Genomic DNA, 25081 nt, shown 5'->3' on the forward strand with positions numbered 1-25081 from the left:
GTGTGACGTAGCACGCGATCTAAATTTGCCGCTTTTGTTACTTTCCCGCAGGATGCGTGGCTGAAACCTGCGGGATGTCGGCAAAGGAATGGCTCGACTTTAAGTGAAAATCATTTTCACTAATGGTTTAGGATGACCGTTCTCGCTGCCCATTGTCATTTTGACTGTGTCCATGTCCTAAGGAGCCAGCTTGTCTACGCCTGTCGAACCCTTGCGTTTGCTCTTGCTGGCTGACGAGCCCGAGTGGGCGGCGGCCTTGCGCGATTGCCTGGCGCCGCTGGCGGGCAGTGTGGTGATGTTGACCGCACCGAACTGGGAAGCTGTCGACAGCCTGTTTGCCAATGACCGCAATGCCCTGGTGCTGGCCACCCCGCAATTGCAGCCGGCCCCCGGGCGCTGCATCCTGCCGATGGTCCTGTTGCTCGCGCACGAACCGCAAGTGCCGCCTCCGGGCGTCAGCGACTGGCTGATCCTCGACCGCCTGGACCCCGATACCCTGCGCCGCTGCCTGCGCCACGTGCGTGAGCGCGGTGTGCTGGAGGCAACGCTGCAACGCCTGGCCGAGCAGGATCCCTTGACCGGCATCGCCAACCGCCAGGGCTTCCAGACCCTGCTAGCCGCGCGCCTGGCCGACAACGACGGCCGTGGCGTGGCCCTCGGCCACCTGGATCTGGACAACTTCCGCCATGCCAACGACGCCCTCGGCCACCAGGCCGGTGACCGGCTGATCCTGCAGGTGGTGGGCCGGCTCAAGAGCCAGCTGGAGGCCGGCGACCAGTTGGCGCGCCTGGGCAGCGACGAATTCGCCTTGCTGATCGACACCCGCCGCGAACCCCAGCGCGCCGAATGGATGGCCGAGCGCATCACCGAGGCCCTGGCCGAACCCTACTGGGTCGATGGCGAGAGTCTGTTGATCGGTTGCAGCCTGGGTGTGGCCCATGCCCGCGCCCAAGGCGGCGCCGACCCGCTGATGTGGCATGCGCATATCGCAATGCAGCAGGCCAAGGGCACCCAGGGCTGCACCTTTCATATCTTCAACGAAAGGATCAACCGCAACGCACGCAGCCTGGCGGACCTGGAAAGCGAACTGCGCCGGGCCCTGCGTCGCGATGAACTGGAACTGCACTACCAGCCGCGCCTGGACCTGGCCGACGGCCACATTGTCGGCCTGGAGGCGCTGGTGCGCTGGCGCCATGCCGAACGTGGCCTGTTGCCGCCCAGCGAGTTCGTGCCCCTGGCCGAGCAAAGCGGGTTGATCGTGCCACTGGGCTACTGGGTCATCTCCCGGGCCCTGCGCGACATGCAGGCCCTGCGCGAGCGGGGCCTGGCGCCGTTGCACATGGCGGTGAACCTGTCGTTCCGGCAGTTCCAGGACAGCCAGTTGCTGGCGACCCTGAGCCGCTTGATCATCGAACATGGCGTCGATGCACGCTGGCTGGAGTTCGAGCTGACCGAAACCGCAGTGATGCGCCGCAACGACCTGGTCAAGCAGACCATGGACGCCCTCGGTCGCCTGGGTGTGCGTTTTTCCCTGGATGACTTCGGCACCGGCTTCTCGTCCTTCGTCCACCTCAACAGCCTGCCGATCACCTTGCTCAAGGTCGATCGCAGCTTTGTCGGCGGCATGGAGCAGCGCGAAGAGAACCGCAAGCTGGTGCACGCCATGATCAACCTGGCGCATAACCTCAACCTCGAGGTGGTCGCCGAAGGGGTGGAAAGCCCGGAGCAGATGGACCTGCTGCGCAGTTTCAACTGCGACCAGGTCCAGGGTTTCCTGATCAGCCGGCCGCTGCCTATCGATGAGCTGATGAATTTCCTGCTGGCCGGGGCCCGGCCGCAATCGGCTGCCCTTTAGGTGTCATCAGGCGCTTCATCCGCCACTCGAACGCCAGGGTCAGGCTGATCGCTGCACAGGCCAGGCCCAGGGCCAGGCCCCACCACACACCCACGGCGCCCAGACCTGAGGTGAAAGCCAGCAGCCAGGCCGCCGGGGCGCCGATCACCCAGTAGCAGAACAGGCCGACCAGGAAGGTGGTCTTGGCGTCCTTGAGGCCGCGGATCGAGCCCATGGCGATGGTTTGCACACCGTCGAACAGCTCGAACCAGGCGGCGACCATCAGCAGGCTCACGGCCAGCTGGATGACATCGGCGAAGGCCGGGTCGTCGTGGTCGAGGAACAGTCCCACCAGTGGATCCGGCAGCAACCAGAACAGTACCGCGAAGGCCAGCATCATCGAGGCGCCAAAGCCGATTCCGACCCGTCCGGCATGCCGAGCGCCAGGCAGATCACCACCACCGTAGTAGAGCCCGACCCGCATGGTCACGGCATAGGACAACCCGGCAGGAATCATGAAGGCGGTGGAGACGATCTGCAGGGCGATCTGGTGGGCGGCCAGTTCGGTGCTGCCCAGCACCCCCATGCACAGGGCGGCGAAGGCGAACAGGCCGACTTCCACGGTGTAGGTGCCGCCGATCGGCAGGCCCAGGCGCCACAGTTCACGCAAGGCCGGCCACGAGGGGCGGCTCAGGCCCTGGCGGATCGGGTAGGGGGTGTAGGCCGGGTGCCAGCGGATGTACAGGGCCATGGCCACCGCCATGCAGTTGGCGACAATCGCGGTGACCAGGCCGATACCGACCAGGCCCAGCTTGGGCAGGCCGAACATGCCTTCGATCAGGGCATAGTTGAGCAGGAAGTTGGCCACGGTGCCGACCAGGCTGATCACCATGACCGGCGCCGAGCGGCCCAGGGCACTGGTGAAGCCGCGCAGGGCCATGAAACTCAGGTAGCCGGGCAGGGCGAAGGGCAACAGGAGCAGGAACTGGCCGGCCGCCTGGACGTTGTCCGGGCTTTGGCCGAGCAGCAACAGCACCGGCTCCAGGTTCCACAGCACCAGGGCCGCCACCAGCGCCATCGCCCAGGCCAGCCACAGCCCGGCCTGAGTCAGGCGGGCGGCGCCCAGGGTGTCGCCGGCGCCCTTGCGAATCGCCACCAGGGTACCGACGGCGGCAATCACGCCCAGGCAGAAGATCGAGACGAACGAGTAGCTGGCCGCGCCCAGGCCGCCACCGGCCAGGGCCTGGGGGCTGATGCGGGCCATCATCAGGGTGTCGGTCAGCACCATCAGCATGTGCGCCAGCTGCGAGGCGATCAGGGGACCGGCCAGGCGCAGCAGGGCCTTGAGTTCGTGAGTGGGTGCGGCCTGCATTGAATCGTCCTTTTTTGACGCGACATAAGTGAAAGTCTGGAATTCTCGCCCTTTGCGCGCTTATCCACAAAAGGATAATAACGATCATTGGCATGATTAAAACTCATGCCGGTATGATGGCCTGCACCCTTGTGGAGGACTTCCCATGCCTCGCCGTTTACCGCCGTTATATGCGTTGAGAGCCTTCGAAGCGGCTGCCAGGCATAGCTCTTTCACCCGTGCCGGGGATGAGTTATCGATTACCCAGAGTGCGGTCAGCCGGCATATCCGGACCCTCGAGGAGCACTTCGCCTGTCGCCTGTTCGTGCGCAACGGCCGCAGCTTGCAGCTGACAGAGGCCGCCCGTTTGCTGTTGCCCGGTGTGCGCGAGGGCTTTGCTGCGCTGGAGCGTGCCTGCAACACCCTGCGCAGCGAAGATGACATTTTGCGCATGAAGGCCCCCTCGACCCTGACCATGCGCTGGTTGTTGGCCCGGCTCAGCCGCTTTCGTCACCTGCAACCGGGCAATGAGGTGCAACTGACCAGCGCCTGGATGGACGTCGATCATGTCGACTTCAATCACGAACCCTTCGACTGCGCGGTACTGCTGGGTGACGGGCACTTTCCGCCGGACTGGGAAGTGGCCCGGTTGTTTTCCGAATTGCTGATCCCGGTGGGCGCGCCGGAATTGCTGGCCGAAGGGCCCTGGGATGCCCGACGCCTGGCCAGTGTCGAATTGCTCCACCCGACCCCGGACAAGCGTGACTGGCGCAGCTGGCTGGCGCGCATGGGGCTGACCGACAAGGTCTCGCTCAAGGGTGGGCAGGTGTTCGACACCCTGGAACTGGGCATGATCGCCGCCGCACGGGGCTATGGCGTGTCCATGGGTGATTTGCTGATGGTGGCCGAAGACGTGGCCCAGGGGCGTTTGAGTCTACCCTGGCCGACAGCGGTGGCCAGTGGCCTGGATTACTACCTGGTGTGGCCCAAGACCCGGCCGGGCGGGGAGCGGTTGCGGCGGTTGAGTGATTTTCTGCAGGGTGAGGCGGATGCGATGGCGTTGCCGAAGGTTGAGATTCTTGGGTGTTCTTGAGATCGCTATCGCGGGGCAAGCCCGCTCCTACAAGGTCTGTAGGAGCGGGCTTGCCCCGCGATAGGGCCCTTACAGGCCCGGCAGATTCAGCGCCTGGGCACAGGCCTGCAACGACCGCCGCTCACTCTGCGCATACAACGCCAGCTCGTCCTGGACCGGCTTGCCCAGCACCTGCTCGAACGCGTCCCGATTGGCATTGCTGCCGTATTCACTCTGGGCGTCATCACCCAGGTTGGACTGGAAGATCCCTGCGGCACTGACCGGCAGGAAGTCTTCGTACACCAGTGCTTCGAAATGCACATGCCCGGCGTCGATCAGGCCCTGCAACGAAGTCGGGCGTTGGCTATCGCCGCGCGCTGCCAGGCCGCGTTCGGTCGGGAAGTAATGGAAGTACGCCAAGCCCTGTTCACGCATCTGCGCCAGGTCATCCGGGAAGGCCTGGAAGCTGTCCTTGAGCAGGCTCATGTAGCGTTCGGCATTGGCTTCGGCGGGCACGCCACCCAGCGCATCGCGAGCAGCGTCGAGCAGCTGGTCGTAGAGCTGGCGGCCTTTAGGAGTAAGCGCCGCGCCACGCTGTTCGATCTCGCCGAAGCGCGCAGTATGGCTACCGCCTGCGGCACCTTGCTGATCGCTGAACGTGACCTTCTCCTGCAACGCCTTGAAGCTGGTCTGACGCAGCAATATCGGATGGCGACGTGACGGTGGGCCTTCGATCACGGCCTTGGGTGGGATGCCCTTGGCCGGCATGCCCAGCTGGATGGCGTCGATGTCCAGGGTGCGGGGTGTCAGGTGGTTGATGTGCGGGCCCTTGAAGGCCACCACATCGGCAATCAGACGGTGCTGGTCGTGTAGTTGCTGGTACTGCTCGGCGGTGACGGTCGCGTCCTGGTGCCAGCGAAAGGTGTGCAGGGCTTCATCGACGAAGGTGCGAGCATCATCGGCATTCAGGCCACCATCACGCTCGAACTGCTGGATAAGCTCCAGGGTGCGCGGGGTGAAGATCTGCCGCTTGTCGAGGATTTCCCGCGCCAGTTCGCGCAACGCCGGATTGTCGATCAGTTCCAGGCGCAACAGCGAAGTGAAGACCCGGAACGGGCTGATGTGCAGCGATTGTTCGTGCACGGCACGAAAGGCGGTGGAGTGCACCGGTACGCCGGCCGAGCTGAGGTCGTAGTAGCCCACCGGCTGCATGCCCATGACGGCGAACAGGCGGGCGATGGTGGCCAGTTCCTCGGCCGTGCCGACGCGGATGGCGCCGTGGCGCTCCTGGTCCAGGCGCTCGATTTCGCCCGTCCAGCGCAGGGCCTGGGCCACTTCTGGCTGCTCGGCCATGATCTGCTGGTTGACCTCGCTCACCAGCGACAACAGCGTGCCGTAGAGCGGCACTTCTTGTTTGTACATGAGCGACATGGCGGCCGAGAACTGCGCGCGAATGCTGTCCGGGCTGACGAAATCTTGAGCGGGCATCGAAAGCTTCCTGGTGAGTGGGCACCCCTACATGAAAGCGAGGAATGCAGCGCTCCCGCAAGCGAAAAAAAGTCGATCAGTCATTCCGTTATTTCTTGATCTGCGGGCGCCAGTTCCGCCGCGATCCAGTCGACCAGGGCACGTACCTTGGGGACCTCCGCCGCGTGCTCGGCAAAGGCCAGGAAATGCGCGCCGTTGCTGCGCATGCTGTGCTGCCAGGGCACGATCAACTTGCCCTCGGCCAGTTCCTGGGCCACCAGGTAGCGCGGCACCAGGGCCACACCGCAACCGGCCTGGGCGGCGCTCAGGCTCATATAGAACGTATCGAAGCGTGGCCCATGGTAGCTGTGGGCCGAATGCAGGCCCTGTTCGAGGAACCACTCATGCCAGGCTTCCGGGCGCGAGGTGCTTTGCAGCAGCACCAGGTCGGACAGCTCGCTGGCGTCCTTGAGGGTGCGGCCCTGCAACAGTTCCGGTGCGCAGACGGGCAGCACCTCCTCGCCGAACAGTTCGACGCAGGTCGCCCCGGGCCAGGTGCCCTGGCCGAAAAAGAACACCACGTCGGCCTTGCCCTGCAGCAGGGCGAAGGGCTCCATTTCGTTGCGGATGTCCAGATGGATGTTCGGGTGGCGCTTGCCGAAGCCCTTGAGGTGCGGAATCAGCCAGCGCACGCCAAAGCTCGGTTGGGTGGCGACCTTGAGTACTTCGGTCTGCTGGCCGTAGGAAAGGATGTAGCGGCTGGACATGTCGACCTGGGTGAGAATCTTGTTGACCTCGGCCAGGTACAGGGCGCCTGCTGGTGTCAGTTGCAGGCGGCGACGGATGCGCAGGAACAGGTGATGGCGAAGCATCTCCTCCAGTTGCGCGACCTGCTTGCTCACCGCGCTCTGGGTCAGGTGCAGTTCCTCGGCGGCGCGGGTGAAGCTCAGGTGCCGGGCGGCGGCCTCGAAACATTGCAGGGCGGCCATCGAGGGCACCAGACGTTTGGACATAGCGGTCTCTGAACAGGTAGATCATTACCTGGCGGAATGATATGCAGAATAAAGGTCGTTTGTTGCGCCAGAGTGATCGGATTAATACTGATCCGGATCACTAATTCAACCACTCATCGCATGCAGGAGAAGAAAATGGTTGATGGACTGCTTGACCGCCTCGGTGTCCCGGCCAGCGCCTACACCCAGGGCAACCATCCCGTTCACACCCCGATCGATGGCAGCGCGATTGCCTCGGTGCACCTGGAAAGCAAAGCCCAGGTCGTGGCCAAGATCGACAAGGCCGAGCAGGCATTCCAGGCCTGGCGCAATGTGCCGGCTCCCCGTCGCGGTGAGTTGATTCGCCTGTTCGGCGAAGTACTGCGTGAATACAAGGCCGACCTGGGCGAGCTGGTTTCCATCGAAGCCGGCAAGATCACCCAGGAAGGCCTGGGCGAAGTGCAGGAAATGATCGACATCTGCGACTTCGCCGTCGGTCTGTCGCGTCAGCTCTACGGCCTGACCATCGCCTCCGAGCGCCCGGGTCACCACATGCGTGAAACCTGGCATCCGCTGGGTGTGGTCGGGGTGATCAGCGCCTTCAACTTCCCGGTTGCGGTCTGGGCCTGGAACACCTCGCTGGCCCTGGTCTGCGGCAACGCCGTGGTGTGGAAGCCATCGGAGAAGACGCCGCTCACCGCCCTGGCCTGCCAGGCCCTGTTCGAGAAGGCCCTGAAAGCCTTTGGCGATGCGCCAGAAGGCCTGAGCCAGCTGATCATCGGTGATCGCGACGCCGGCGAAGCCCTGGTCGATGACCCGCGCGTACCGCTGGTCAGCGCCACCGGCAGCACCCGCATGGGCCGTGAAGTCGGCCCGCGCGTGGCCGCCCGCTTTGGCCGCAGCATCCTCGAACTGGGTGGCAACAACGCTATGATCCTGGCGCCAAGCGCCGACCTGGACCTGGCCGTGCGCGGCATCCTGTTCAGCGCCGTCGGCACCGCCGGCCAGCGTTGCACCACCCTGCGCCGCCTGATCGTGCACCGCTCGATCAAGGACGAGGTGGTTGCCCGGGTCAAGGCTGCCTACGCCAAGGTGCGCATCGGCGATCCACGCAAGGAAAACCTGGTCGGTCCGCTGATCGACAAGCTGTCCTTCAATGCCATGCAGGATGCCCTGGCCCGTGCCCGCGACGAAGGCGGCCAGGTGTTCGGTGGCGAGCGCCAGTTGCAGGACCAGTACCCGAATGCCTACTACGTGGCCCCGGCCATCGTCGAAATGCCGTCCCAGAGCGCGGTGGTGCGTCACGAGACCTTCGCCCCGATCCTCTATGTGCTGGCCTATGACGACTTCGAAGAAGCCCTGCGCCTGAACAACGAAGTGCCACAAGGCCTGTCCTCGTGCATCTTCACCACCGACCTGCGCGAGGCTGAGCGCTTCCAGAGCGCCTCGGGCAGCGACTGTGGCATCGCCAACGTCAACATCGGCACCAGCGGTGCGGAGATCGGCGGCGCCTTCGGTGGCGAGAAAGAGACCGGCGGTGGTCGCGAGTCGGGTTCCGATTCCTGGAAGGCCTACATGCGTCGGCAGACCAACACGGTGAACTATTCCCGTGAGCTGCCGCTGGCCCAGGGGATTGTGTTCGACTGATCAGCGCTTCAGCCCATCGCTGGCCCTGCCAGCTCCCACAGGGTATTTAGTGACCTTGTGGGAGCTGGCGTAGCCGGCGATCGGCCCACCACCGAACAAGAACAATGAAGGAAGCCAGCCATGCCAGAGCTGCGTCAACAATGTCTGTGGGAACACGTCACCAAGCTCGCCACTCCGGTGCAAACGCTGGCCACCGAACTCAAGGCCGACGTCTGCGTCATCGGCGGCGGCATCACCGGCCTTAGTGCCGCGCTTCACCTGCTGGAGCAGGGCAAGTCGGTCATCCTGCTGGAAGCCTGGAAGATCGGCCACGGCGGCTCCGGCCGCAACGTCGGCCTGGTCAACGCCGGTACCTGGATTCGCCCCGACGACGTCGAGGCCACCCTCGGCCAACAGCAAGGCAGCCGCCTGAACAAGGTGCTGGGCGAAGCGCCCGCCGAAGTGTTCGCCACCATCAAGCGCCTGGGGATCGAGTGCCAGGCCCACAACTCCGGCACCCTGCACATGGCCCACAACGCCACGGGCGTGGCCGACCTCGAAGCCCGTCATCAGCAGTGGAGCCGTCGCGGCGCCGATGTCGAACTGCTCACCGGTGCGCGCTGCGAGGAGTACTGCGGGACCGACAAGATTTCCGCCGCACTGCTCGACCGCCGTGCCGGCACCATCAACCCCATGGCCTACACCCAAGGACTGGCTGCTGCGGTCGCGCGCCTGGGCGGGCAGATTTTCCAGCAGTCGGCTGTCGAAGGGCTGGCACGTGAAGGCCGTGGCTGGCGAGTGAAGACCGCCAAGGGCTCGGTCAGCGCCGAGAAGGTGGTGATCTCCACCGGTGCCTACACCGAAGGTGACTGGACCACCCTGCAGAAGCACTTCTTCCGCGGTTACTACTACCAGGTCGCCTCGACACCACTGCACGGCGCGGCCGCCGACAACGTGCTCAAGCACGGCCAAGGCTCCTGGGACACCCGGACGGTGCTCAGCAGCATTCGCCGCGATGACGAGGGCCGCTTGCTGCTGGGCAGCCTGGGCCGGGTCGACAACAAGCCAAGCTGGTTCATCCGCAGCTGGGCCGATCGCATCCAGAACCACTATTTCCCGCAACTGGGCAAGGTCGAGTGGGAGATGCACTGGACCGGCTGCATCGACTTCACCCCCGATCACCTGATGCGCCTGTTCGAACCGGCGCCGGGCCTGGTCGCGGTAACCGGCTACAACGGCCGCGGCAACACCACGGGCACAGTGATCGGCAAGGCCTTTGCCCAGTTCCTGCTGCAGGACAACCCGGACACCTTGCCGATCCCGTTCTCGGCGATGAAACCGGTGTCGGCCCCGGCGCTGCGCACCGGCTTCTACGAAACCGGGTTCTCGCTGTATCACGCCGGACAATGCTTGCGCGTGGTGCTCTGAGCGCTACTTGTGCAGCCAGCTGAGAAAGCCGCCTTTCTTGATGGCTGCCGGTTTCTGTTCCAAAAGCGACTGCCGGGTTTGCTGGCGGATGCGTTGCAGCTTGAGCAGCGCCGTCTTGACCTCGCCGCGCTGCTCCAGACAACTGCGTATTTCGGCCTTGTCGATGCGGTAGAGGATGCAGCTGGTCAGGGTGCGGAACTCGGCGGCGGAGTCGTCAGCCTCCAGCAGGCCTTCCAGGCCGAGGATCTCGCCCGGGCCCATGCGCCCGGCTTCGATCAGCTTGTCGCCGTCACGAATGTTGGCTGACACCACGCCGGTGCCGATCACCAGCAAATAGTCCGAACTGTCGCCCACGCCCAGGATCACCTGGTCGACCAGGTACTCCACGGCTGTCATGCGCTGGCTGAGGTTGTCTTTCTCTTCGTTGCTCAGCGAGCGGAAGATGCGTACATCCTCCAGCAGTGCGCGTTGGCGACTCCAGGCCTGGGTCGGCAGGGTGTCGCTGTTCCAGACTACACCTGCCGCCTCCAGATGGCGGTGGGCGAGGTCGAACATGTGGTTGCGGACTTCGGCCTTCTGGCCCATGGAGCTGACGAAACCGCTGGCTTCATATTCGACCGACTCCAGGGTCGAACTTTTGATGGTCACCTTGGGGGCCGGTTTGGCCAGCAGCACGCGGGTGCCTTGCAGGGTTTTTTCCAGGGCGTCGAACACCCGGCGTGGACGCACCTTGGCGGGCACCACTACGGTGATCGACACGCCGTGCACATCGTTCGGTTGACTGAAATTGAGCAGCTTGGCCTTGGCGGCCACCGAGTTGGGAATCACCGCCATGCTGCCGTTGCTGGTCAGCAGCCGGGTGGCGCGCCAGTCGATCTCGATCACCTTGCCTTCGGTGCCGTCGATGCTGATCGAATCGCCGAGCTGATAGGGCCGGGTGGTGTTGAGGACGATGCCGGAAAACACATCGCTCAGGGTGCTTTGCAGGGCCAGGCCGATGACGATGGCCATGACCCCGGAGGTGGCCAGCAGCCCCTTTACCGGTAGCTGCAAGACATAGGCGGCTGCGGCCACCATGGCAACCAGAAAGATCACCGCCCCCAGCACATCCTGCAACAGCCGGCCGGTATGGCCGTTGCGCGCGCCCAGGATCACGCCGATGAGGATGGTCGTGGTGCGTGCGCCGAATAACCACCAGCCAATTCCCAGCGCGGTCGCCAGCAGGTTGCGCGGTACGTCCTCGACCCAGGGGGGCGGTTGCAGCGGGCTGATTCCGGCGTTGATCAACACCCAGGTGAACAAGGCGAACGCCAGTGTCCGGGTGACGATGCGCCAGGGGCGTCGATGGACCGGGATCAGTTGCCAGAGGGTGATATCGATGATGATCAGCGAGATGCCGATCAGCAGCGGGTAATTCTCGAAGAATGCGAACATGCCGGACTCGCAACGGTGGGCTGTTGCTAGTAAAGAGCAGGTTGGCGGTAATTACTACTGGCTTGCAGCGGGGCGCGGCTCACGGGCACGGCGTGAGCCGCGAGGGGGATCAGAACATCACGTAGACGCTGGCGCTGGTCTGGTCCAGATCGATGTCGCCAACCTCCAGCACTTCCTGCTCCAGGCGAACACCAATATTACGGAATACGTCCACCTCGACCCCGAGGCCGTAGGTCATGTCCAGGTCGCTGCTGTCGCCGGCGTAGTCATTGTCAGCGTCCCAGGCGTGAACACCGGCGCTGGCGAACAGGCGCACACGCTTGCCGACCGGTACGCCGAAGTGGGCGGTGGCCTGCACCGAGTGACCCTCGAAGCTGCCGTACTTGCCGCCGAAGTTGCCCAGGTCCACCCAGGCGCCTTCCACTGCCAGGTAAGGGTTCAGGCGGTAGCCGACGAAAGCCTTGTAGGCATTGTCGTCATCGCTGATCTGATGCTCGTCGATTTCCACCTTGGTCAAACCACCGCCCAGGTACAGGCCACGATCATCCGCCATGGCGTTGACGGAACCGAATACAACGAGAGCCGCTACAAACTGCTTTGCAAATTTCATCTGTCTTCCAAATAGCGTTTGATGAATGGGGGGATGACCGGATCAGGCCGATGTCTTCGGCTGGAACTCTCTGTCCAGGCGTTCACGAATCAGCCGCGCCACGGTATCCAGAGCGGGATAGATGTCCTCGACGGCCGGGCCCTTGTCCTGGTCGATGTTCTTGCCGCTGGCCCTGTCCACGGCACGGACGAGCGTTTCACCGCTCAGGCTGTCGCTGATGGTGCTCTTGAAGAACAGGTAGGGGGTTTCGTCGCGCACGCCGGTTGCGTGCAGGGACAGGCCGACCAACATGCCGATGGGGATGTATTCCGTGACGTTAGGATCACGGGGCGCGCGTTCGATATCGGTAATCGATACTTGCAGTGACAGCGCCCCTTTGGTGGGCTTGTCGACCACGCGATAGCCGGCTGTGGTCAGTTGCTTTTTCAACTCATTCCTGAAGTGCAAGCGAAGTTTGTTTGCATCGTCAGAGAAGTTGGCAAGCCGGGGGTCGTTACTGTCGAATGAAAAAGTTTTCGGCAAGTTGATCATCACCACTTTGTCATGGTTTTTCGACAATGGCGTGGTGGACTTTTTCCAGGCGATAGCGCCGTCATCATGTTCAATGATGTGGAGCGAAGCGCTGGGTTGATCTTCGGGCGTGATCGCCGTGTCGATGCTGGGTGCCATCGAACAGCCGAATAGACTCATCGAGAGCAAAAGAACGGAAAGCTTTTTAAGAGGCATGAAAATTCCTGAAGTCATCACCTGGTCAGCGGCGCGTCGCCACTCTGGGCCGTGAGCGAGGAAAACAGGAATCAAAAATCGTCATTTATGGCCTGCCGCGTGGTGCTGGCAGGCCTCAAGGGTTCATGCAACGCAAGCGATCGAGTTCAAGCAGGTAGTAGCACAGGGCATCCGTATCGGTCGGGATGACGTCCAGGGTCAGGATCGAGCCCAGCCGGAAGTACTGGCGAGAAAACAGCAATTCCGAGTTGTGTCTGACATCGAAGAGTTCTTCGTGGGTGCTGACCTGAATGTCTTCAACCTTCACTTTCATTCGCCAGCGCGAGGTATCGACCAGTGAGATGCCCACGGCGGCGTGCCGCTCATTGTCTCCCATGCGCTCAAGCAGGCTGATGACAGCACTGGGCTCGCTGATGGTCAGGCCCTCCTTGGCGACCATGATGTCGTGGCCCATGTAGTGATTCGCCTCGGATCGATAGGGGTGGCTATTGATATAGGGGCGGGGAAGCGTGATGGAGAGAATTACCAGACAGACCAGTAAAATCGACGCGATAGTTGCCCCGTGGAGCCAGGCGGTTCGATCAATGTTCATTATTCACCACCCACGCACTTTTTAAGCATGCTGATGATGCGCTCATCATCAAACTGGAACTCAATGTTATAAGCGACGCCTGTTTGCCTGATACAAGACAAGTTGATGCGAGTGCCGGTTCGGCTGATAAAAACCTGGCCTTTCAGGTTTTGTTCGGATAAGCCGAGCGTTAATAAATCAGACTTGAGTGTCTTTACGTCATGCTCGCTTTTGCCTACTGCGGAAATCGACAGTTCGCCTTGTCGGATCGTGGCGACCTGCAATTCATTGGTCGGCGCATACCAGGCGTACAACCGCCATAGCGACAGGAGCGTGCATACCGCCGCCACCAGGTAGCCAAGCCGCAGCAGGGTACCGATGCCTTGCTTGCTGGCAGGCTTGGCCGCGGGTGGTTCTGTGCTCGAAGGCGCTTCGACCGGAGGTGCTTCGACGCCTTCCGGGCGCACCAGCAGGTACTCGCTGTTGAAGCGATAGCCCCGTCGCGGGACGGTGATCAGGATTTCGTGATCCTTGCTGTCGCCGAGCAGGTTCCTGAGCATGAAGATGGACTGGTTCAGGCTGCCTGCCGAGACGATCCGGCCTTCCCAGGCGTATGCCAGTATGTCCTCGCGGGAACAGATCGCCCCGGGGTCCATCAGCAGAAGTTCAAGGGCCCGTGAATCTGCGCGCGCCAGGGTGATTTCTTCTGGCGAGCCTTGTGTATCGGTGATGACGATCTTGCAGTGCTCGGAATTAAACTCTACAAGAGCGCTGTCTTTGAGTCGGAATTGGTAGAGCATTAAACATTACGCGCGTTGAGGAATGCCCGGCCATTATAGTGTTCGTCGACAATGAAGCAAGTTGATGGGCGGCGCTTGTAATTATGCATTGGTATTAATAAAATAATTGCCGGAATATATTTCAATGTTGAAATATATGCGGTGCTAGTTGAAATATTTGCAGGGCGTTTTCAATTCAGGTTGTAGTTGTCGGCCGGTATTGCAGTGCTTCGGCAAGGTGCCCCCGGTCAATCTGTTCGACGCGCTCTAGATCGGCCAGTGTGCGGGCCACCTTCAACAAGCGGTGTGCGGCGCGCAGCGACAAGCTGAGGCGCTCGCAGGCGCTTTCCAGCCAATGCTGGTCAGTTGTGGATAACGCGCAGTGCTGGCGTAGGCCCGGCAGGTCGAGGAAGGCATTGGCGCAGCCCTGGCGTTGCTGCTGGGTGTCCCGGGCGACGGCGACCCGGGCGGCGATACTGGCGCTGCATTCACCGTTGCTGGCGGTCGGCGACAAGGCTGTGGCTTCGCGGGCGACAGTCAGGTGCAGGTCGATACGGTCGAGCAACGGGCCGGAGAGCTTGTTGCGGTAACGCTGGATCTGGTCGCTGCTGCAACGGCAGCGTCCGGTGGGGTCGCCCAGGTAGCCGCAGGGGCAGGGATTCATGGCAGCGACCAACTGGAAGCGGGCCGGGAAACGGATCTTGTCCCGAGCCCTGGCAATGACAATTTCGCCGGACTCCAGGGGTTCGCGCAGCACCTCCAGTACCCGTCGTTCAAATTCCGGCAGTTCGTCCAGGAACAACACGCCATGGTGGGCGAGGGTGATTTCTCCAGGCTGAGGCCGGCTGCCACCGCCCACCAGCGCCGCACCGGAAGCGGAATGGTGAGGATGCCTGAAGGGGCGCTGTGGCCAACTGTTGAGCGGTACATGGCTGGCGACCGACTGGATGGCCGCCACTTCAAGGGCCTCGCGTTCATCCAGCGGTGGCAACAGCCCGGGCAGGCGGCTGGCGAGCAGAGTCTTGCCGGTGCCGGGCGGGCCGCTGAACAGCAGGTTGTGCGCGCCGGCCGCGGCCACCAGCAAGGCGCGCTTGGCCGCTTGCTGGCCCTGGACTTCATTGAGGTCAGGGTAAGGTCGGCTTTGCAGCAGCAAGCCGTTGGCCGCATAGGGGCTGATGGGGGCCTGGCCGCTGAAATGCGCGATCAATTCCAGCAGGTGTTCCACCGCGAATACCACCAGCCCCGAGGCCAGGCAGGCTTCCTCGGCGTTCTCCCGTGGCACCACCAGCGCTCGACCGGCTTCCCGTGCTGCCAGAGCAGCCGGCAACACGCCTTGCACCGGGCGCAGCGCTCCTGACAGGGCCAGTTCGCCCAGGCACTCCACCTCATCCAGTGCCTTGGCCGGGAACTGCCCGTTGGCGGCGAGAATGCCCAGGGCAATGGCCAGGTCGAAGCGCCCGCCGTCCTTGGGCAGGTCTGCCGGCGCGAGGTTGAGGGTGATGCGCCGGGCCGGAAACTCCAGGCCTGCGTTGAGGATCGCGCTGCGCACCCGGTCCTTGCTTTCCTTGACCGTGGCTTCGGGCAGGCCGACCAGGGTCAAGGCGGGCAGGCCGTTGGCCAGGTGGGCTTCTACGCTGACGGCTGGTGCCGATACACCCACCTGGGCGCGACTGTGGACGAGGGCGAGGGACATGAACGCTCCATGATCGATGCGGGCCGCGTCCTGCGGCAGTGCAAGGATAGTGGGGCGATGAGGGGTGTGACGCAGAAGAGTGAGTCTGTTTTTTTCTGCGGGCACTTACCGGTGTTTGCCGATCGATTGTGGGTGCCGGCGATGGGGCCGGTGCGGTCAGCACATCCTGCGTTGCCAGGCCAGCGAGCGCGTTGTGCTCGATCGCAGGCTTCGCCAGCTCCCACAGGGGCTGGTGCTGGCCTGATTACTGTGGGAGCCGGCATAGCCGGCGACGGGGTCGGTGTGGTCAGCACATCCTGCGTTACCAGGCCTGCGAACGCATCGCGCTCGATCACAGGTTTTGCCTGCTCCTACAGGGGCGCCAGGTTGCGGCGGATTACTGCGCCGCGGGTGGATTCAGGCGGGCCTCCATCTCGGCTACCTTGGCTTCCAGCGCTTCAAGTCGGGCGCGGGTACGGGCCAGTACCACCATCTGGCTGTCGAATTCTTCCCGGCTGACCAGTTCCAGTTTGCTGAAACCGCTTTGCAGCAGGGCCTTGAACTGGCTTTCGAGTTCGGCGCGAGGTTGCGACGTGTCGCCGCTGAACAGGCGCGAGGCCTGGTCGCTCAGGGCATCGAGAAAGGCTTTGGGCGCGAGCATGGTCGGCTATCCGCTGTATTCAATGGGGGGTCAGTGTAACACGCAGTGTTGTCACCCTTGCTCTGCACGCTTTTCGCGCATCGCGGTGAAAGGTCGCGCACCGTTGTTGTGCGCCGAAACGGTGCTGGCGACTGGCCAAACACCGGGTGCAATCGCAAGTCCCTGTTATTGGACGATTTAGCGGTTCTGGCAAGGTTTCTGCAAAGACCTCCATGACCCATGCACTGATGCAGTCACCGTGACGGAGCAGGGTGCAGGCGGAGCATCACGCTGTTTCGTCAGGAGCGGATTCTGGCGTTGGCCGGGGATATCAGGTCGACGATGCGTTACAAAGCCAGGCGCTGCGCTTAGACTTGAGTCGGGTTTGTTTTCCTGGGGCAAGTCCACCAATTCGGGAGAGAGTTACATGAAGCTAGTCACTGCCATCATCAAGCCGTTCAAGCTGGACGACGTGCGCGAGTCGCTGTCCGAAATCGGCGTGCAGGGCATTACTGTTACTGAGGTCAAAGGCTTCGGTCGCCAGAAGGGCCATACCGAGCTGTATCGCGGCGCTGAATATGTGGTCGATTTCCTGCCCAAGGTGAAGATCGACGTCGCCATCGATGACAAGGATCTGGACCGGGTCATCGAAGCGATCACCAAGGCGGCCAACACCGGCAAGATCGGTGACGGCAAGATTTTCGTGGTCAATCTGGAGCAGGCGATCCGCATCCGTACCGGCGAAACCGATACCGACGCGATCTAACAAAAAAGCCTCACCAAACCCCAAAGCCCCAGGAGAAAACAACATGACTCTGCGTCAGTTCGCAGGGCTAGGAGCCCTTTTGTCCCTCGTAATGCCCGGCCTGGCCCTGGCAGAGGAGGCTGCCCCCGTTCTCAACTCCGGCGACACCGCCTGGATGTTGACCGCCACAGCCCTGGTGCTGTTCATGACCATTCCCGGTCTGGCCTTGTTCTACGGCGGCATGGTGCGTTCCAAGAACGTGCTGTCGGTGATGATGCAGTGCTTTGCGATCACCGGCCTGATCAGTGTCCTGTGGGTGGTCTACGGCTACAGCCTGGCGTTCGATACCACCGGTATGGAACAAGGCGTGGTCAACTTCAATTCCTTCGTTGGCGGTCTGTCCAAGGCGTTCCTCGCCGGCGTGACCCCGGCGAGCCTGACCTCTTCGGCGGCGCTGTTCCCTGAAGCGGTGTTCATCACCTTCCAGATGACCTTTGCGATCATCACCCCGGCGCTGATTGTCGGTGCCTTCGCCGAGCGCATGAAGTTCTCGGCAATGCTGATCTTCATGACCATCTGGTTCACCCTGGTCTATGCCCCGATTGCCCACATGGTCTGGAGCGGCAACGGCGGCCTGATGTGGGATTGGGGCGTACTCGACTTCGCGGGCGGCACCGTGGTGCACATCAACGCCGGTATCGCCGGCTTGGTTGCCTGCCTGGTGCTGGGCAAGCGCAAGGGCTTTCCGACCACCCCCATGGCGCCGCACAACCTGGGCTACACCCTGATGGGCGCGGCCATGCTGTGGATCGGCTGGTTCGGCTTCAACGCCGGCTCCGCCGCTGCGGCGAACGGCACTGCGGGCATGGCCATGCTGGTGACCCAGATCGCCACCGCCGCCGCCGCCCTGGGCTGGATGTTCGCCGAGTGGCTGACCCACGGTAAACCCAGTGCCCTGGGGATCGCTTCGGGCGTGGTGGCGGGTCTGGTCGCCATCACGCCGGCTGCCGGCACCGTCGGCCCGATGGGCGCTCTGGTGATCGGTCTGGTGGCTGGCGTGATCTGCTACTTCTGCGCCACCAGCCTCAAACGCAAGATGGGCTACGACGACTCCCTGGACGCCTTCGGCGTGCACGGTATCGGTGGCATCGTCGGTGCAATCCTCACCGGTGTGTTCGCAGCGCCTGCCCTGGGGGGCTTCGGCACGGTCGAAGACATCGGCGCGCAAGTCTGGGTTCAGGCCAAGGGTGTCGGCTTTACCGTGATCTACACCGCGATCGTCACCTACGTGATCCTCAAGGTGCTGGACCTGGTCATGGGCCTGCGGGTCAACGAAGAAGAAGAGTCGGTCGGTCTCGACCTGGCGCAACACAACGAGCGCGGCTACAACCTGTAGCGCCCTCGAAAAAAAACTTGCCCGGCTTGCCGGGCATTTTTTTGTCTGCAGGTTGTCCATTTCAGTCAGCGCAAACGGTTTCATCCGGCGCTTTTGCCATTGCTTTTCCAGTGTGCTCCCAGTAGGCATAAAACTTACAGGCCACAGCGATACTTAGGCACTTTGCTTTTTCTCTGAGCACGCTAGAATGCGCGCCGAAGGGAGCTGACAAGCTGTCCGCAAACTTCGCTGCCCTTTGCTAGGCTTGCCAATGAGCAGGCTGATCACGCCAGGGCAAGCCGACGCCCCGTTGTCGGTAGCTCTTTAATTTCGTCAGGCCCTGCCAAGAGCGGGGCTTGCATGGCGTTCGCCCTCTTTTGTGGCGCACGCTTGAGGTGGCGGCAAACCCGCGACCCTTTGAATTTTTCCGGTGGCTGTCGATTCCCGGCGCTGCTGGTCTATAACTAATCTGCTTTTCGCAAGTCATGAGGTAGAACATGAGCGACGACGATCTGGAAAATGACGACCTCGAAGTAGGCGACGAAGACGAAGGCGATGAAGGCCTTGAAGCTGCGGCTGACGACGTAGCGGACGATAGCGGTGACGACAGTCCTGCGCCGGTAGCCAAGGGCAAGTCCAAGGCGGCGGTCTCGGTAGACGAGATGCCGAGCATGGAAGCCAAGCAGAAAGAGCGTGATGCGCTGGCCAAGGCGATGGAAGAGTTCCTCGCCCGCGGCGGCAAGGTGCAGGAAGTGGAGGCCAATGTGGTCGCCGATCCGCCCAAGAAGCCGGACAACAAGTACGGTAGCCGCCCTATCTGAGTGGTTCCGCCAACAAGAAAGCCCGCCGTCGCTGCGGGCTTTTTTGTGGCCGGAATCCGCGTATCAGCGCCAGCTGTTGAGCAGTTCGGGCAATTGCGACAGGCGCTGGATCTCCGCATCAGGGCGACGCTCGGCTTCCCAGGTCTTGCCTTGCGGGTTGAACCAGATGGCTCGCAGGCCTGCGCGCTGGGCCCCTGCGATGTCATCGCCCGGATGATCGCCGATGTGCACCGCAGCACCGGCGTCGACTTCACTGCGCTTGAGCGCCTCCAGGAACGGCGTCGGGTCGGGTTTGCCGATACCCAGGTCCTCGGCGCACAGGGCGAACCTGAAGTAGTCCGCCAGCCCGATGCGGCTTACGTCGGCATTGCCATTGGTGACCACGCCGAGAATGTAGTGGTGGCGCAGGATCTCCAGCACCGGCTGTACCTCGGGGAAGACCTCGACCTGATGGCGTGCATGCAGGAACACCTCGAACCCTTCGTTGGCCAGCGCCTGGGCCTGCTTCTCGCTGTAGCCGACTTCTTCCAGGGCATGGAACAGCACGCGTCGACGCAGGGCGCTGATGCGGTGCTTTAGGCCTGGCTCGGCCTGGACCAGGCGTTCACGGATGGCATACAGGTGCTCGACCGGTACGCCGCCCAGGCTGGGGGCATTGGCCTCGAGCCAGTCGCGCAGGACGATCTCGGCGCTGGCGATGACCGGCGCGGTGTCCCACAGGGTGTCATCGAGGTCGAACGTGATCAGCTTGATACTCATGAGTCGCTGCCCTTGTTGCGTTTGGCCCGTGGATGGGTGCTGTCATAGACGGCGGCCAGGTGCTGGAAGTCCAGGTGCGTGTAGATCTGGGTGGTGGCGATGTCGGCGTGGCCGAGCATCTCCTGTACCGCGCGCAGGTCCTGGGAGGATTCGAGCAGGTGGCTGGCAAAGGAGTGTCGCAACATGTGCGGGTGCAGGTTCTGGCCCAGTTCCCGGGCGCCGGCGGCCTGCACCCGTAGCTGGATGGCCCGCGGTCCGAGGCGTCGTCCTTGCTGGCTGACGAAGACCGCACCGTCCTGCGGGCCCGTGCTGGCGCGCAGGGGCAGCCACTGTTCAAGCGCCTCCCGGGCCTTGCGTCCAACCGGCAGCACACGGGTCTTGCTGCCCTTGCCATGCACCTGGACCAGGCCGGCGGGCAGGTCCAGCTGGTCGAGATTCAGGCTGGTCAGCTCCGACAGGCGCAGGCCCGAGGAGTAAAACAGTTCGAGCATGGCCTGGTCGCGGCGGGCGAGGAACTCGTCTTCCACCGCGCCTTCGAGCAGTTGCAGGGCGCGGTCGGTGTCCAGGGTCTTGGGCAGGCGGCGTTCGCCCTTGGGCGCCGACAGGCCATTGGCCGGGTCGTGGCTGCACAGGCCTTCGCGGTTGAGGAAACGGTAGAAACCACGCACCGCCGACAGCAGACGTGCCAGGCTGCGCGAAGATTGGCCCTGCTGATGCTGGCGGGCAATCAGCTGGCGCAGGTGCTGTATTTGCAGGGCATTCCAGCTGTCGATCGCATGCTTGTTGCAGAAGGCCAGGACGCTGTCGAGGTCACGGCGGTAGGCCAGCTGGGTGTGCTCAGACACCTGGCGTTCATTGCGCAGGTGCGCGCTGAAGGCCTGCAGCTGGCGCTCCATCAGCGCACCGGGCGCAGGGTCTGGGTGAAGCGCGGCACCACGCGGCCCAGCACTTCGGCGATGTAGCCGAGGAACAGGGTGCCGACCGTGCTCTTGTAGTGTTGCGGGTCGCGGCTGCCGATCGCCAGCACGCCATGCAGGCCCTGATGGTTCAGGGTGGCGACGGCAGTGGAGCCGACTTCCTTGCGCTGGTCTTCGCCGAACAGGAAGTCCAGCTCATGGTCGCGCAGGTTGCCGCTGACTGTCTTGCCGCTGCACAACAGGCCGCCGATGGCTTGCTGGGCGTCGGCGCTGTTGACCCAGCGGCCCACCGGAGCGGCAATTTCGCCGAACAGGATCAGGCTGACGAAGGGCACCTTGAATTCCTGGCGCAGGCTGTCTTCGACGGCCATGACCACGGACTCCAGGCTGTCGGCATCGAGCAGGTCGAGGATCAGTCGGCGGGTCTTGTCGAACAGCCGGTCGTTGTCGCGGGCCACGTCCATCAATTGCGACAGGCGATGGCGCATCTCGATGTTGCGGTCGCGCAGCAGCTTGAGCTGACGCTCCACCAGCGAGACGCTGTCGCCGCGCTGGTGGGGAATGTGCAGTTCGCTGAGCAGTTCATCACGCTCGGCGAAGAAGGTTGGATTGTCGCGCAGGTAGGCGACCACGGCTTCAGCCCCGAGGGCGGGCATCGAGCCCCCGGCGCCAAGGTCGGTGGACTGTTCAACGGGAGCCTGGGGCTGATCGCTCATGGTCGGTACTCACTCATAGACGAACTTGTCCTTCGAACACGCGTACGGCAGGGCCGGTCATCAGCACCGGCTTGCCCGGGCCTGCCCATTCGATGGACAGGCGTCCACCGGGGAGGTCGATGAGCAGCGGCGAATCCATCCAGCCCTGGCTGATCGCGGCCACGGCCGCAGCGCACGCGCCGGTACCGCAGGCCTGGGTTTCCCCGGCGCCGCGCTCCCAGACGCGCAACTGGGCGCGGTGACGATCGATGACCTGGATGAAGCCGACATTGACCCGTTGCGGGAAGCGTGGGTGATGCTCGATCTGCGGGCCCAGCTCATGAACCGGCGCGCTGTTGATGTCGTCGACACGCAGCACGGCATGGGGGTTGCCCATCGACACGGCGGCCAGTTCGACCTGGCGGCCGGCCACTTCCAGCGGGTAGCTCAGGGCCTGTTCCGGTGCCTCGAACGGGATCTCGGCCGGGACCAGCCGTGGCGGCCCCATGTCGACGCAGATCTGCCCGTCGTTGCGCACGTCGAGCTCGATGATGCCGCCCTTGGTTTCAACACGGATACGCTTTTTCGCCGTCAGGCGCTTGTCCAGCACGAAGCGGGCGAAGCAGCGCGCACCATTGCCGCACTGCTCGACCTCGGAACCGTCGGCATTGAAGATCCGGTAGCGGAAGTCGACTTCCGGATTGCTCGGTGCTTCGACGATCAGCAACTGGTCGAAACCGATGCCGGTGTGGCGGTCGCCCCATTGCTTGGCGTGCTTGGGCAGGATGTGCGCATGCTGGCTGACCAGGTCCAGGACCATGAAGTCGTTGCCCAGCCCATGCATCTTGGTAAAACGCAGCAGCATGGGTTTACTCCGGCAGCAGGCTTTCGCCGGCGAACAACTCGGCCACGGTTTCCCGACGGCGCACTTCGAACGCCTGGTCACCATCGACCAGGATTTCGGCACAGCGACCGCGGGTGTTGTAGTTCGAGCTCATGACAAAACCATAGGCGCCCGCGGAGTGAACTGCCAGCAGATCGCCTTCGGCCAGGTTGAGCGTGCGCTCCTTGGCCAGGAAGTCGCCGGTCTCGCAGATCGGTCCGACCACGTCGTAGGTACGGCCTTCACCGGCCCGTGGCTGCACGGCGGTGACGTCCATCCAGGCCTGGTACAGGGCCGGGCGGATCAGGTCGTTCATCGCTGCATCGACGATGGCGAAGTCCTTGTGCTCGGTGTGCTTGAGGTACTCGACACGGGTCAGCAGGACCCCGGCGTTGGCGACGATATAGCGGCCCGGTTCGAAGACCAGGGCCAGGTCGCGTTCGCCCACGCGCTCGCGGACCGCCTTGATATAGTCGCCGGCCAGTGGCGGCTCCTCGTCGCGGTAGCGCACGCCGACACCGCCACCCAGGTCCAGGTGACGCAGGTGGATGCCACAGTCGCCGAGGCGGTCGATCAGCGCCAGCAGGCGGTCGAGGGCGTCGAGGAAGGGCTCCAGGGTGGTCAGTTGCGAACCGATGTGGCAGTCGACACCGACCACTTCCAGGTTGGGCAGCTGGGCGGCGCGGATGTAGACCTCTTCGGCATCGGCGATGGCGATGCCGAACTTGTTTTCTTTAAGGCCGGTGGAAATGTACGGGTGGGTACCGGCGTCGACATCCGGGTTGACCCGCAGCGAAACCGGAGCGCGCACGCCCATTTCCGCCGCCACGACCTGCAGGCGCTCCAGCTCGTCGGTGGACTCGACGTTGAAGCAGTGCACGCCGACTTCAAGGGCGCGGCGCATGTCTTCACGGGTCTTGCCGACACCGGAGAAAACCACGCGATCTGCGCGTCCGCCCGCGGCCAGGACCCGCTCCAGCTCACCGCCGGAAACGATGTCGAAACCTGCGCCCAGGCGGGCCAGCAGGTTCAGCACGCCGAGGTTGGAGTTGGCCTTGACGGCAAAGCAGACCAGGTGCGAAATGCCCTGCAGGGCATCGGCGTAGCTGCGGTACTGGGCCTCGATGTGGGCGCGCGAGTAGACGTAGGTTGGCGTGCCGAAACGTTCGGCAATGGCCGACAGGGCCACGCCTTCCGCGAACAGTTCACCGTCGCGGTAGTTGAAAGCGTCCATGGTTTACCCTTGTTTGTGCTGGTGCGATTGCGATTTTTTACCGTCTTTGCCGTCTTCTGGCAGGTACAGCGGGCCTTTCTGCCCACAGGCAGAAACAAGGCAGGCAACCGCGACGAGCGCCGCGAGGGTGGAGATCAGGCGCTTCATGGCGTAATCCTTTGAAATAAGCAGTATTGCGCCCGAGTATACCGAGCACCCGCGGCCTTGCCTATGCAGGCGGCCCGCCGTCGGGCGGGGGCAGGCTGGCGGCTGGCGAGCTGGCGTTATTCTTTGCATTCGGCGCGCTGCGCTCGTATCTTGCCCGGCTTGCGTGTGTGCAGACATTTTTGAGGTTCTTGCAATGAGTTTGACCGAAGCGCGTTTTCACGACCTGGTCGATGCGACCCAACAGGCCCTGGAAGACCTGTTCGACGAAAGTGACCTGGATCTGGACATGGAAAACTCGGCCGGCGTGCTGACCATCAAGTTCGACAATGGCAGCCAGCTGATCTTCAGCCGCCAGGAGCCGCTGCGCCAACTGTGGCTGGCCGACAAGTCCGGTGGTTTCCACTTCGACTACGACGAAGAATCGAAGAAGTGGGTTTGCGAAAAGACCGAAGAGTTGCTGGGCGAGATGCTCGAGCGCATTGTCTGGGAGCGCGCCGGCGAGAAACTCGACTTCGAAGAGATCTGAGATGAGCACCGCGCCAAAGCCGGCCAAGCCGCTCTACAGCAATGTCAGCCCGGCCGTGCCATCGCCGTGCATCAGCACCTGCCGGCTGGACGAGCACAAAGTCTGCATTGGCTGTTTCCGCCATGTCGAGGATATTCGCCAATGGCGTTCGGCTGATGACGAGCGGCGTCGGCAGATCTGTCGCGAGGCCGCGGCCCGCCGTCAGCAGACAAACCCGGTATGAATCCCGGCTATTGTGTATTTACTGAGCTGTGGTAGTGTCGAGTTTGCTTCGGCCATGCCGAGTACCTGCAAACCCCGCCCTTGGGCGGGGTTTTGCTTTTAATCGCCCAGAAAAAGGAGTCTGACTGGATCATGAGCACCAAGCCTTCCATTATCGTCACCCGATTGGACGTCCAGCGTCTCGAGCGTCTGATCGACAGCCTCGACGAAAAGACGCAGGATTCGCCGGGTGTGCTCGCCTTGCAGGGCGAGCTGGACCGCGCCGAGCAGGTCGGTCACGAGGAGGTGCCAGCCGGTGTCGTGACCATGAACTCTCGTGTTCACTGCCGCGAAGAAGCCAGTGGCAAGGATTACCACCTGACCCTGGTGTACCCGAAGGACGCCAACGCCGACGAAGGCAAGATCTCCATCCTTGCCCCGATCGGTAGCGCACTGCTGGGCCTGTCGGTGGGCGAGCAGATCGACTGGCCGGCCCCGGGCGGCAAGACCCTCAAGCTCAAGCTGCTGGCCGTCGAATATCAGCCAGAAGCCGCTGGCGACTTCGACCTCTGAACC

26 protein-coding genes are annotated in these 25081 nt (G+C 63.1%); 10 read left to right on the plus strand and 16 right to left on the minus strand.

The window, feature by feature from the left end; genetic code table 11:
* Nucleotides 1-190 precede the first annotated feature (190 nt).
* The gene (locus ACIQUS_RS01235; RefSeq protein WP_403041807.1) at nucleotides 191-1855 is read left to right on the plus strand and encodes a putative bifunctional diguanylate cyclase/phosphodiesterase; all 1665 of its coding nucleotides are present in this window, start codon (nucleotides 191-193) and stop codon (nucleotides 1853-1855) included.
* Here ACIQUS_RS01235 and ACIQUS_RS01240 read toward each other — a convergent pair.
* Entirely contained in the window at nucleotides 1794-3206 is a 1413-nt protein-coding gene (locus ACIQUS_RS01240) for a NorM family multidrug efflux MATE transporter (RefSeq protein ID WP_403041811.1), read from the minus strand. The two genes, ACIQUS_RS01235 and ACIQUS_RS01240, sit on opposite strands and share 62 nt — an antisense overlap.
* Nucleotides 3207-3351: 145 nt before the next feature.
* On the opposite strand from ACIQUS_RS01240, the gene ACIQUS_RS01245 reads away from it, so the two are divergent.
* A complete protein-coding gene (locus ACIQUS_RS01245) occupies nucleotides 3352-4278 on the plus strand; it encodes a LysR substrate-binding domain-containing protein (RefSeq protein ID WP_403041815.1) in 927 nt (308 codons plus the stop codon).
* Nucleotides 4279-4347: 69 nt separating this feature from the next.
* Here the strand turns inward: ACIQUS_RS01245 and ACIQUS_RS01250 are convergent, their stop codons facing one another.
* Complete coding sequence (locus ACIQUS_RS01250) at nucleotides 4348-5745, minus strand: VOC family protein (RefSeq protein ID WP_403041818.1); 1398 nt, start codon at nucleotides 5743-5745, stop codon at nucleotides 4348-4350.
* An 80-nt stretch (nucleotides 5746-5825) separates the two neighbouring features.
* Complete coding sequence (locus ACIQUS_RS01255) at nucleotides 5826-6737, minus strand: LysR family transcriptional regulator (RefSeq protein ID WP_403041820.1); 912 nt, start codon at nucleotides 6735-6737, stop codon at nucleotides 5826-5828.
* Nucleotides 6738-6872: 135 nt separating this feature from the next.
* Between ACIQUS_RS01255 and ACIQUS_RS01260 the strand changes: the two genes are divergently transcribed.
* Entirely contained in the window at nucleotides 6873-8363 is a 1491-nt protein-coding gene (locus ACIQUS_RS01260) for an aldehyde dehydrogenase family protein (RefSeq protein ID WP_403041823.1), read from the plus strand.
* A 120-nt stretch (nucleotides 8364-8483) separates the two neighbouring features.
* Nucleotides 8484-9770: an NAD(P)/FAD-dependent oxidoreductase gene (locus ACIQUS_RS01265; RefSeq protein ID WP_403041826.1), complete on the plus strand. Its 1287-nt coding sequence runs from the start codon at nucleotides 8484-8486 to the stop codon at nucleotides 9768-9770.
* Nucleotides 9771-9773: 3 nt separating this feature from the next.
* Here ACIQUS_RS01265 and ACIQUS_RS01270 read toward each other — a convergent pair whose 3' ends face one another.
* From ACIQUS_RS01270 to ACIQUS_RS01300, 7 genes are all read right to left on the minus strand, one after another.
* Nucleotides 9774-11204 (minus strand): mechanosensitive ion channel family protein, encoded by a 1431-nt coding sequence (locus ACIQUS_RS01270; protein ID WP_403041828.1) that lies wholly within the window; start codon nucleotides 11202-11204, stop codon nucleotides 9774-9776.
* Nucleotides 11205-11313: 109 nt separating this feature from the next.
* A complete protein-coding gene (locus ACIQUS_RS01275) occupies nucleotides 11314-11814 on the minus strand; it encodes an outer membrane beta-barrel protein (RefSeq protein ID WP_403041831.1) in 501 nt (166 codons plus the stop codon).
* 42 nt (nucleotides 11815-11856) lie between these two features.
* Nucleotides 11857-12540 carry a DUF3313 family protein gene (locus tag ACIQUS_RS01280; protein ID WP_403041833.1) on the minus strand — a complete coding sequence of 228 codons (684 nt, stop codon included), beginning with the start codon at nucleotides 12538-12540 and terminating at the stop codon, nucleotides 11857-11859.
* A gap of 115 nt (nucleotides 12541-12655) precedes the next feature.
* A complete protein-coding gene (locus ACIQUS_RS01285) occupies nucleotides 12656-13132 on the minus strand; it encodes a hypothetical protein (protein ID WP_403041835.1) in 477 nt (158 codons plus the stop codon).
* Entirely contained in the window at nucleotides 13132-13911 is a 780-nt protein-coding gene (locus ACIQUS_RS01290; RefSeq protein ID WP_403041837.1) for a transcriptional regulator, read from the minus strand. The genes ACIQUS_RS01285 and ACIQUS_RS01290 overlap by 1 nt, the downstream gene beginning before the upstream one ends.
* A gap of 175 nt (nucleotides 13912-14086) precedes the next feature.
* On the minus strand, nucleotides 14087-15583 hold the full coding sequence (locus tag ACIQUS_RS01295) for a YifB family Mg chelatase-like AAA ATPase (RefSeq protein ID WP_403041840.1): 1497 nt from the start codon (nucleotides 15581-15583) through the stop codon (nucleotides 14087-14089).
* A 376-nt stretch (nucleotides 15584-15959) separates the two neighbouring features.
* Nucleotides 15960-16223 carry an accessory factor UbiK family protein gene (locus ACIQUS_RS01300; RefSeq protein WP_403041842.1) on the minus strand — a complete coding sequence of 88 codons (264 nt, stop codon included), beginning with the start codon at nucleotides 16221-16223 and terminating at the stop codon, nucleotides 15960-15962.
* A gap of 406 nt (nucleotides 16224-16629) precedes the next feature.
* Here ACIQUS_RS01300 and glnK point away from each other — a divergent pair, with 406 nt between their 5' ends.
* The 3 genes from glnK (at nucleotide 16630) to sutA (ending at nucleotide 19143) form a co-directional block, all read left to right on the plus strand.
* Nucleotides 16630-16968, plus strand: coding sequence for a P-II family nitrogen regulator (gene glnK / locus ACIQUS_RS01305; protein ID WP_002555808.1), 339 nt, complete (start codon nucleotides 16630-16632; stop codon nucleotides 16966-16968).
* Between the two features lie 43 nt (nucleotides 16969-17011).
* On the plus strand, nucleotides 17012-18343 hold the full coding sequence (locus ACIQUS_RS01310) for an ammonium transporter (protein WP_403041844.1): 1332 nt from the start codon (nucleotides 17012-17014) through the stop codon (nucleotides 18341-18343).
* A gap of 476 nt (nucleotides 18344-18819) precedes the next feature.
* Nucleotides 18820-19143, plus strand: coding sequence for a transcriptional regulator SutA (sutA, locus tag ACIQUS_RS01315; RefSeq protein ID WP_285861430.1), 324 nt, complete (start codon nucleotides 18820-18822; stop codon nucleotides 19141-19143).
* A gap of 63 nt (nucleotides 19144-19206) precedes the next feature.
* Here sutA and ACIQUS_RS01320 read toward each other — a convergent pair whose 3' ends face one another.
* Genes ACIQUS_RS01320 through ACIQUS_RS01345 form a run of 6 tightly spaced genes read right to left on the minus strand, consistent with a single transcriptional unit; the run spans nucleotide 19207 to nucleotide 23778 of the window.
* Nucleotides 19207-19902 (minus strand): HAD family hydrolase, encoded by a 696-nt coding sequence (locus ACIQUS_RS01320; protein ID WP_403041846.1) that lies wholly within the window; start codon nucleotides 19900-19902, stop codon nucleotides 19207-19209.
* On the minus strand, nucleotides 19899-20798 hold the full coding sequence (gene xerC, locus ACIQUS_RS01325) for a tyrosine recombinase XerC (RefSeq protein WP_403041848.1): 900 nt from the start codon (nucleotides 20796-20798) through the stop codon (nucleotides 19899-19901). Before xerC ends, ACIQUS_RS01320 begins: the two co-directional genes overlap by 4 nt.
* The gene (locus ACIQUS_RS01330; protein WP_403041850.1) at nucleotides 20798-21535 is read right to left on the minus strand and encodes a DUF484 family protein; all 738 of its coding nucleotides are present in this window, start codon (nucleotides 21533-21535) and stop codon (nucleotides 20798-20800) included. Before ACIQUS_RS01330 ends, xerC begins: the two co-directional genes overlap by 1 nt.
* Before the next feature lie 13 nt (nucleotides 21536-21548).
* Complete coding sequence (gene dapF, locus ACIQUS_RS01335) at nucleotides 21549-22379, minus strand: diaminopimelate epimerase (protein ID WP_403041853.1); 831 nt, start codon at nucleotides 22377-22379, stop codon at nucleotides 21549-21551.
* A gap of 4 nt (nucleotides 22380-22383) precedes the next feature.
* Nucleotides 22384-23631 carry a diaminopimelate decarboxylase gene (gene lysA / locus ACIQUS_RS01340; RefSeq protein WP_403041856.1) on the minus strand — a complete coding sequence of 416 codons (1248 nt, stop codon included), beginning with the start codon at nucleotides 23629-23631 and terminating at the stop codon, nucleotides 22384-22386.
* 3 nt (nucleotides 23632-23634) lie between these two features.
* Nucleotides 23635-23778, minus strand: coding sequence for a lipoprotein (locus ACIQUS_RS01345; protein WP_403041859.1), 144 nt, complete (start codon nucleotides 23776-23778; stop codon nucleotides 23635-23637).
* 193 nt (nucleotides 23779-23971) lie between these two features.
* Here ACIQUS_RS01345 and cyaY point away from each other — a divergent pair, with 193 nt between their 5' ends.
* From cyaY to rnk, 3 genes are all read left to right on the plus strand, one after another.
* Nucleotides 23972-24304, plus strand: coding sequence for an iron donor protein CyaY (gene cyaY / locus ACIQUS_RS01350; RefSeq protein WP_403041861.1), 333 nt, complete (start codon nucleotides 23972-23974; stop codon nucleotides 24302-24304).
* A gap of 1 nt (nucleotide 24305) precedes the next feature.
* Nucleotides 24306-24527, plus strand: coding sequence for a DUF1289 domain-containing protein (locus ACIQUS_RS01355; RefSeq protein WP_285861421.1), 222 nt, complete (start codon nucleotides 24306-24308; stop codon nucleotides 24525-24527).
* Nucleotides 24528-24658: 131 nt separating this feature from the next.
* Entirely contained in the window at nucleotides 24659-25078 is a 420-nt protein-coding gene (rnk, locus tag ACIQUS_RS01360) for a nucleoside diphosphate kinase regulator (protein WP_403041864.1), read from the plus strand.
* Nucleotides 25079-25081: the final 3 nt, after the last annotated feature.

It is taken from the genome of Pseudomonas sp. NPDC090755 (assembly GCF_044769005.1).
Classification (GTDB): Bacteria; Pseudomonadota; Gammaproteobacteria; order Pseudomonadales; family Pseudomonadaceae; genus Aquipseudomonas.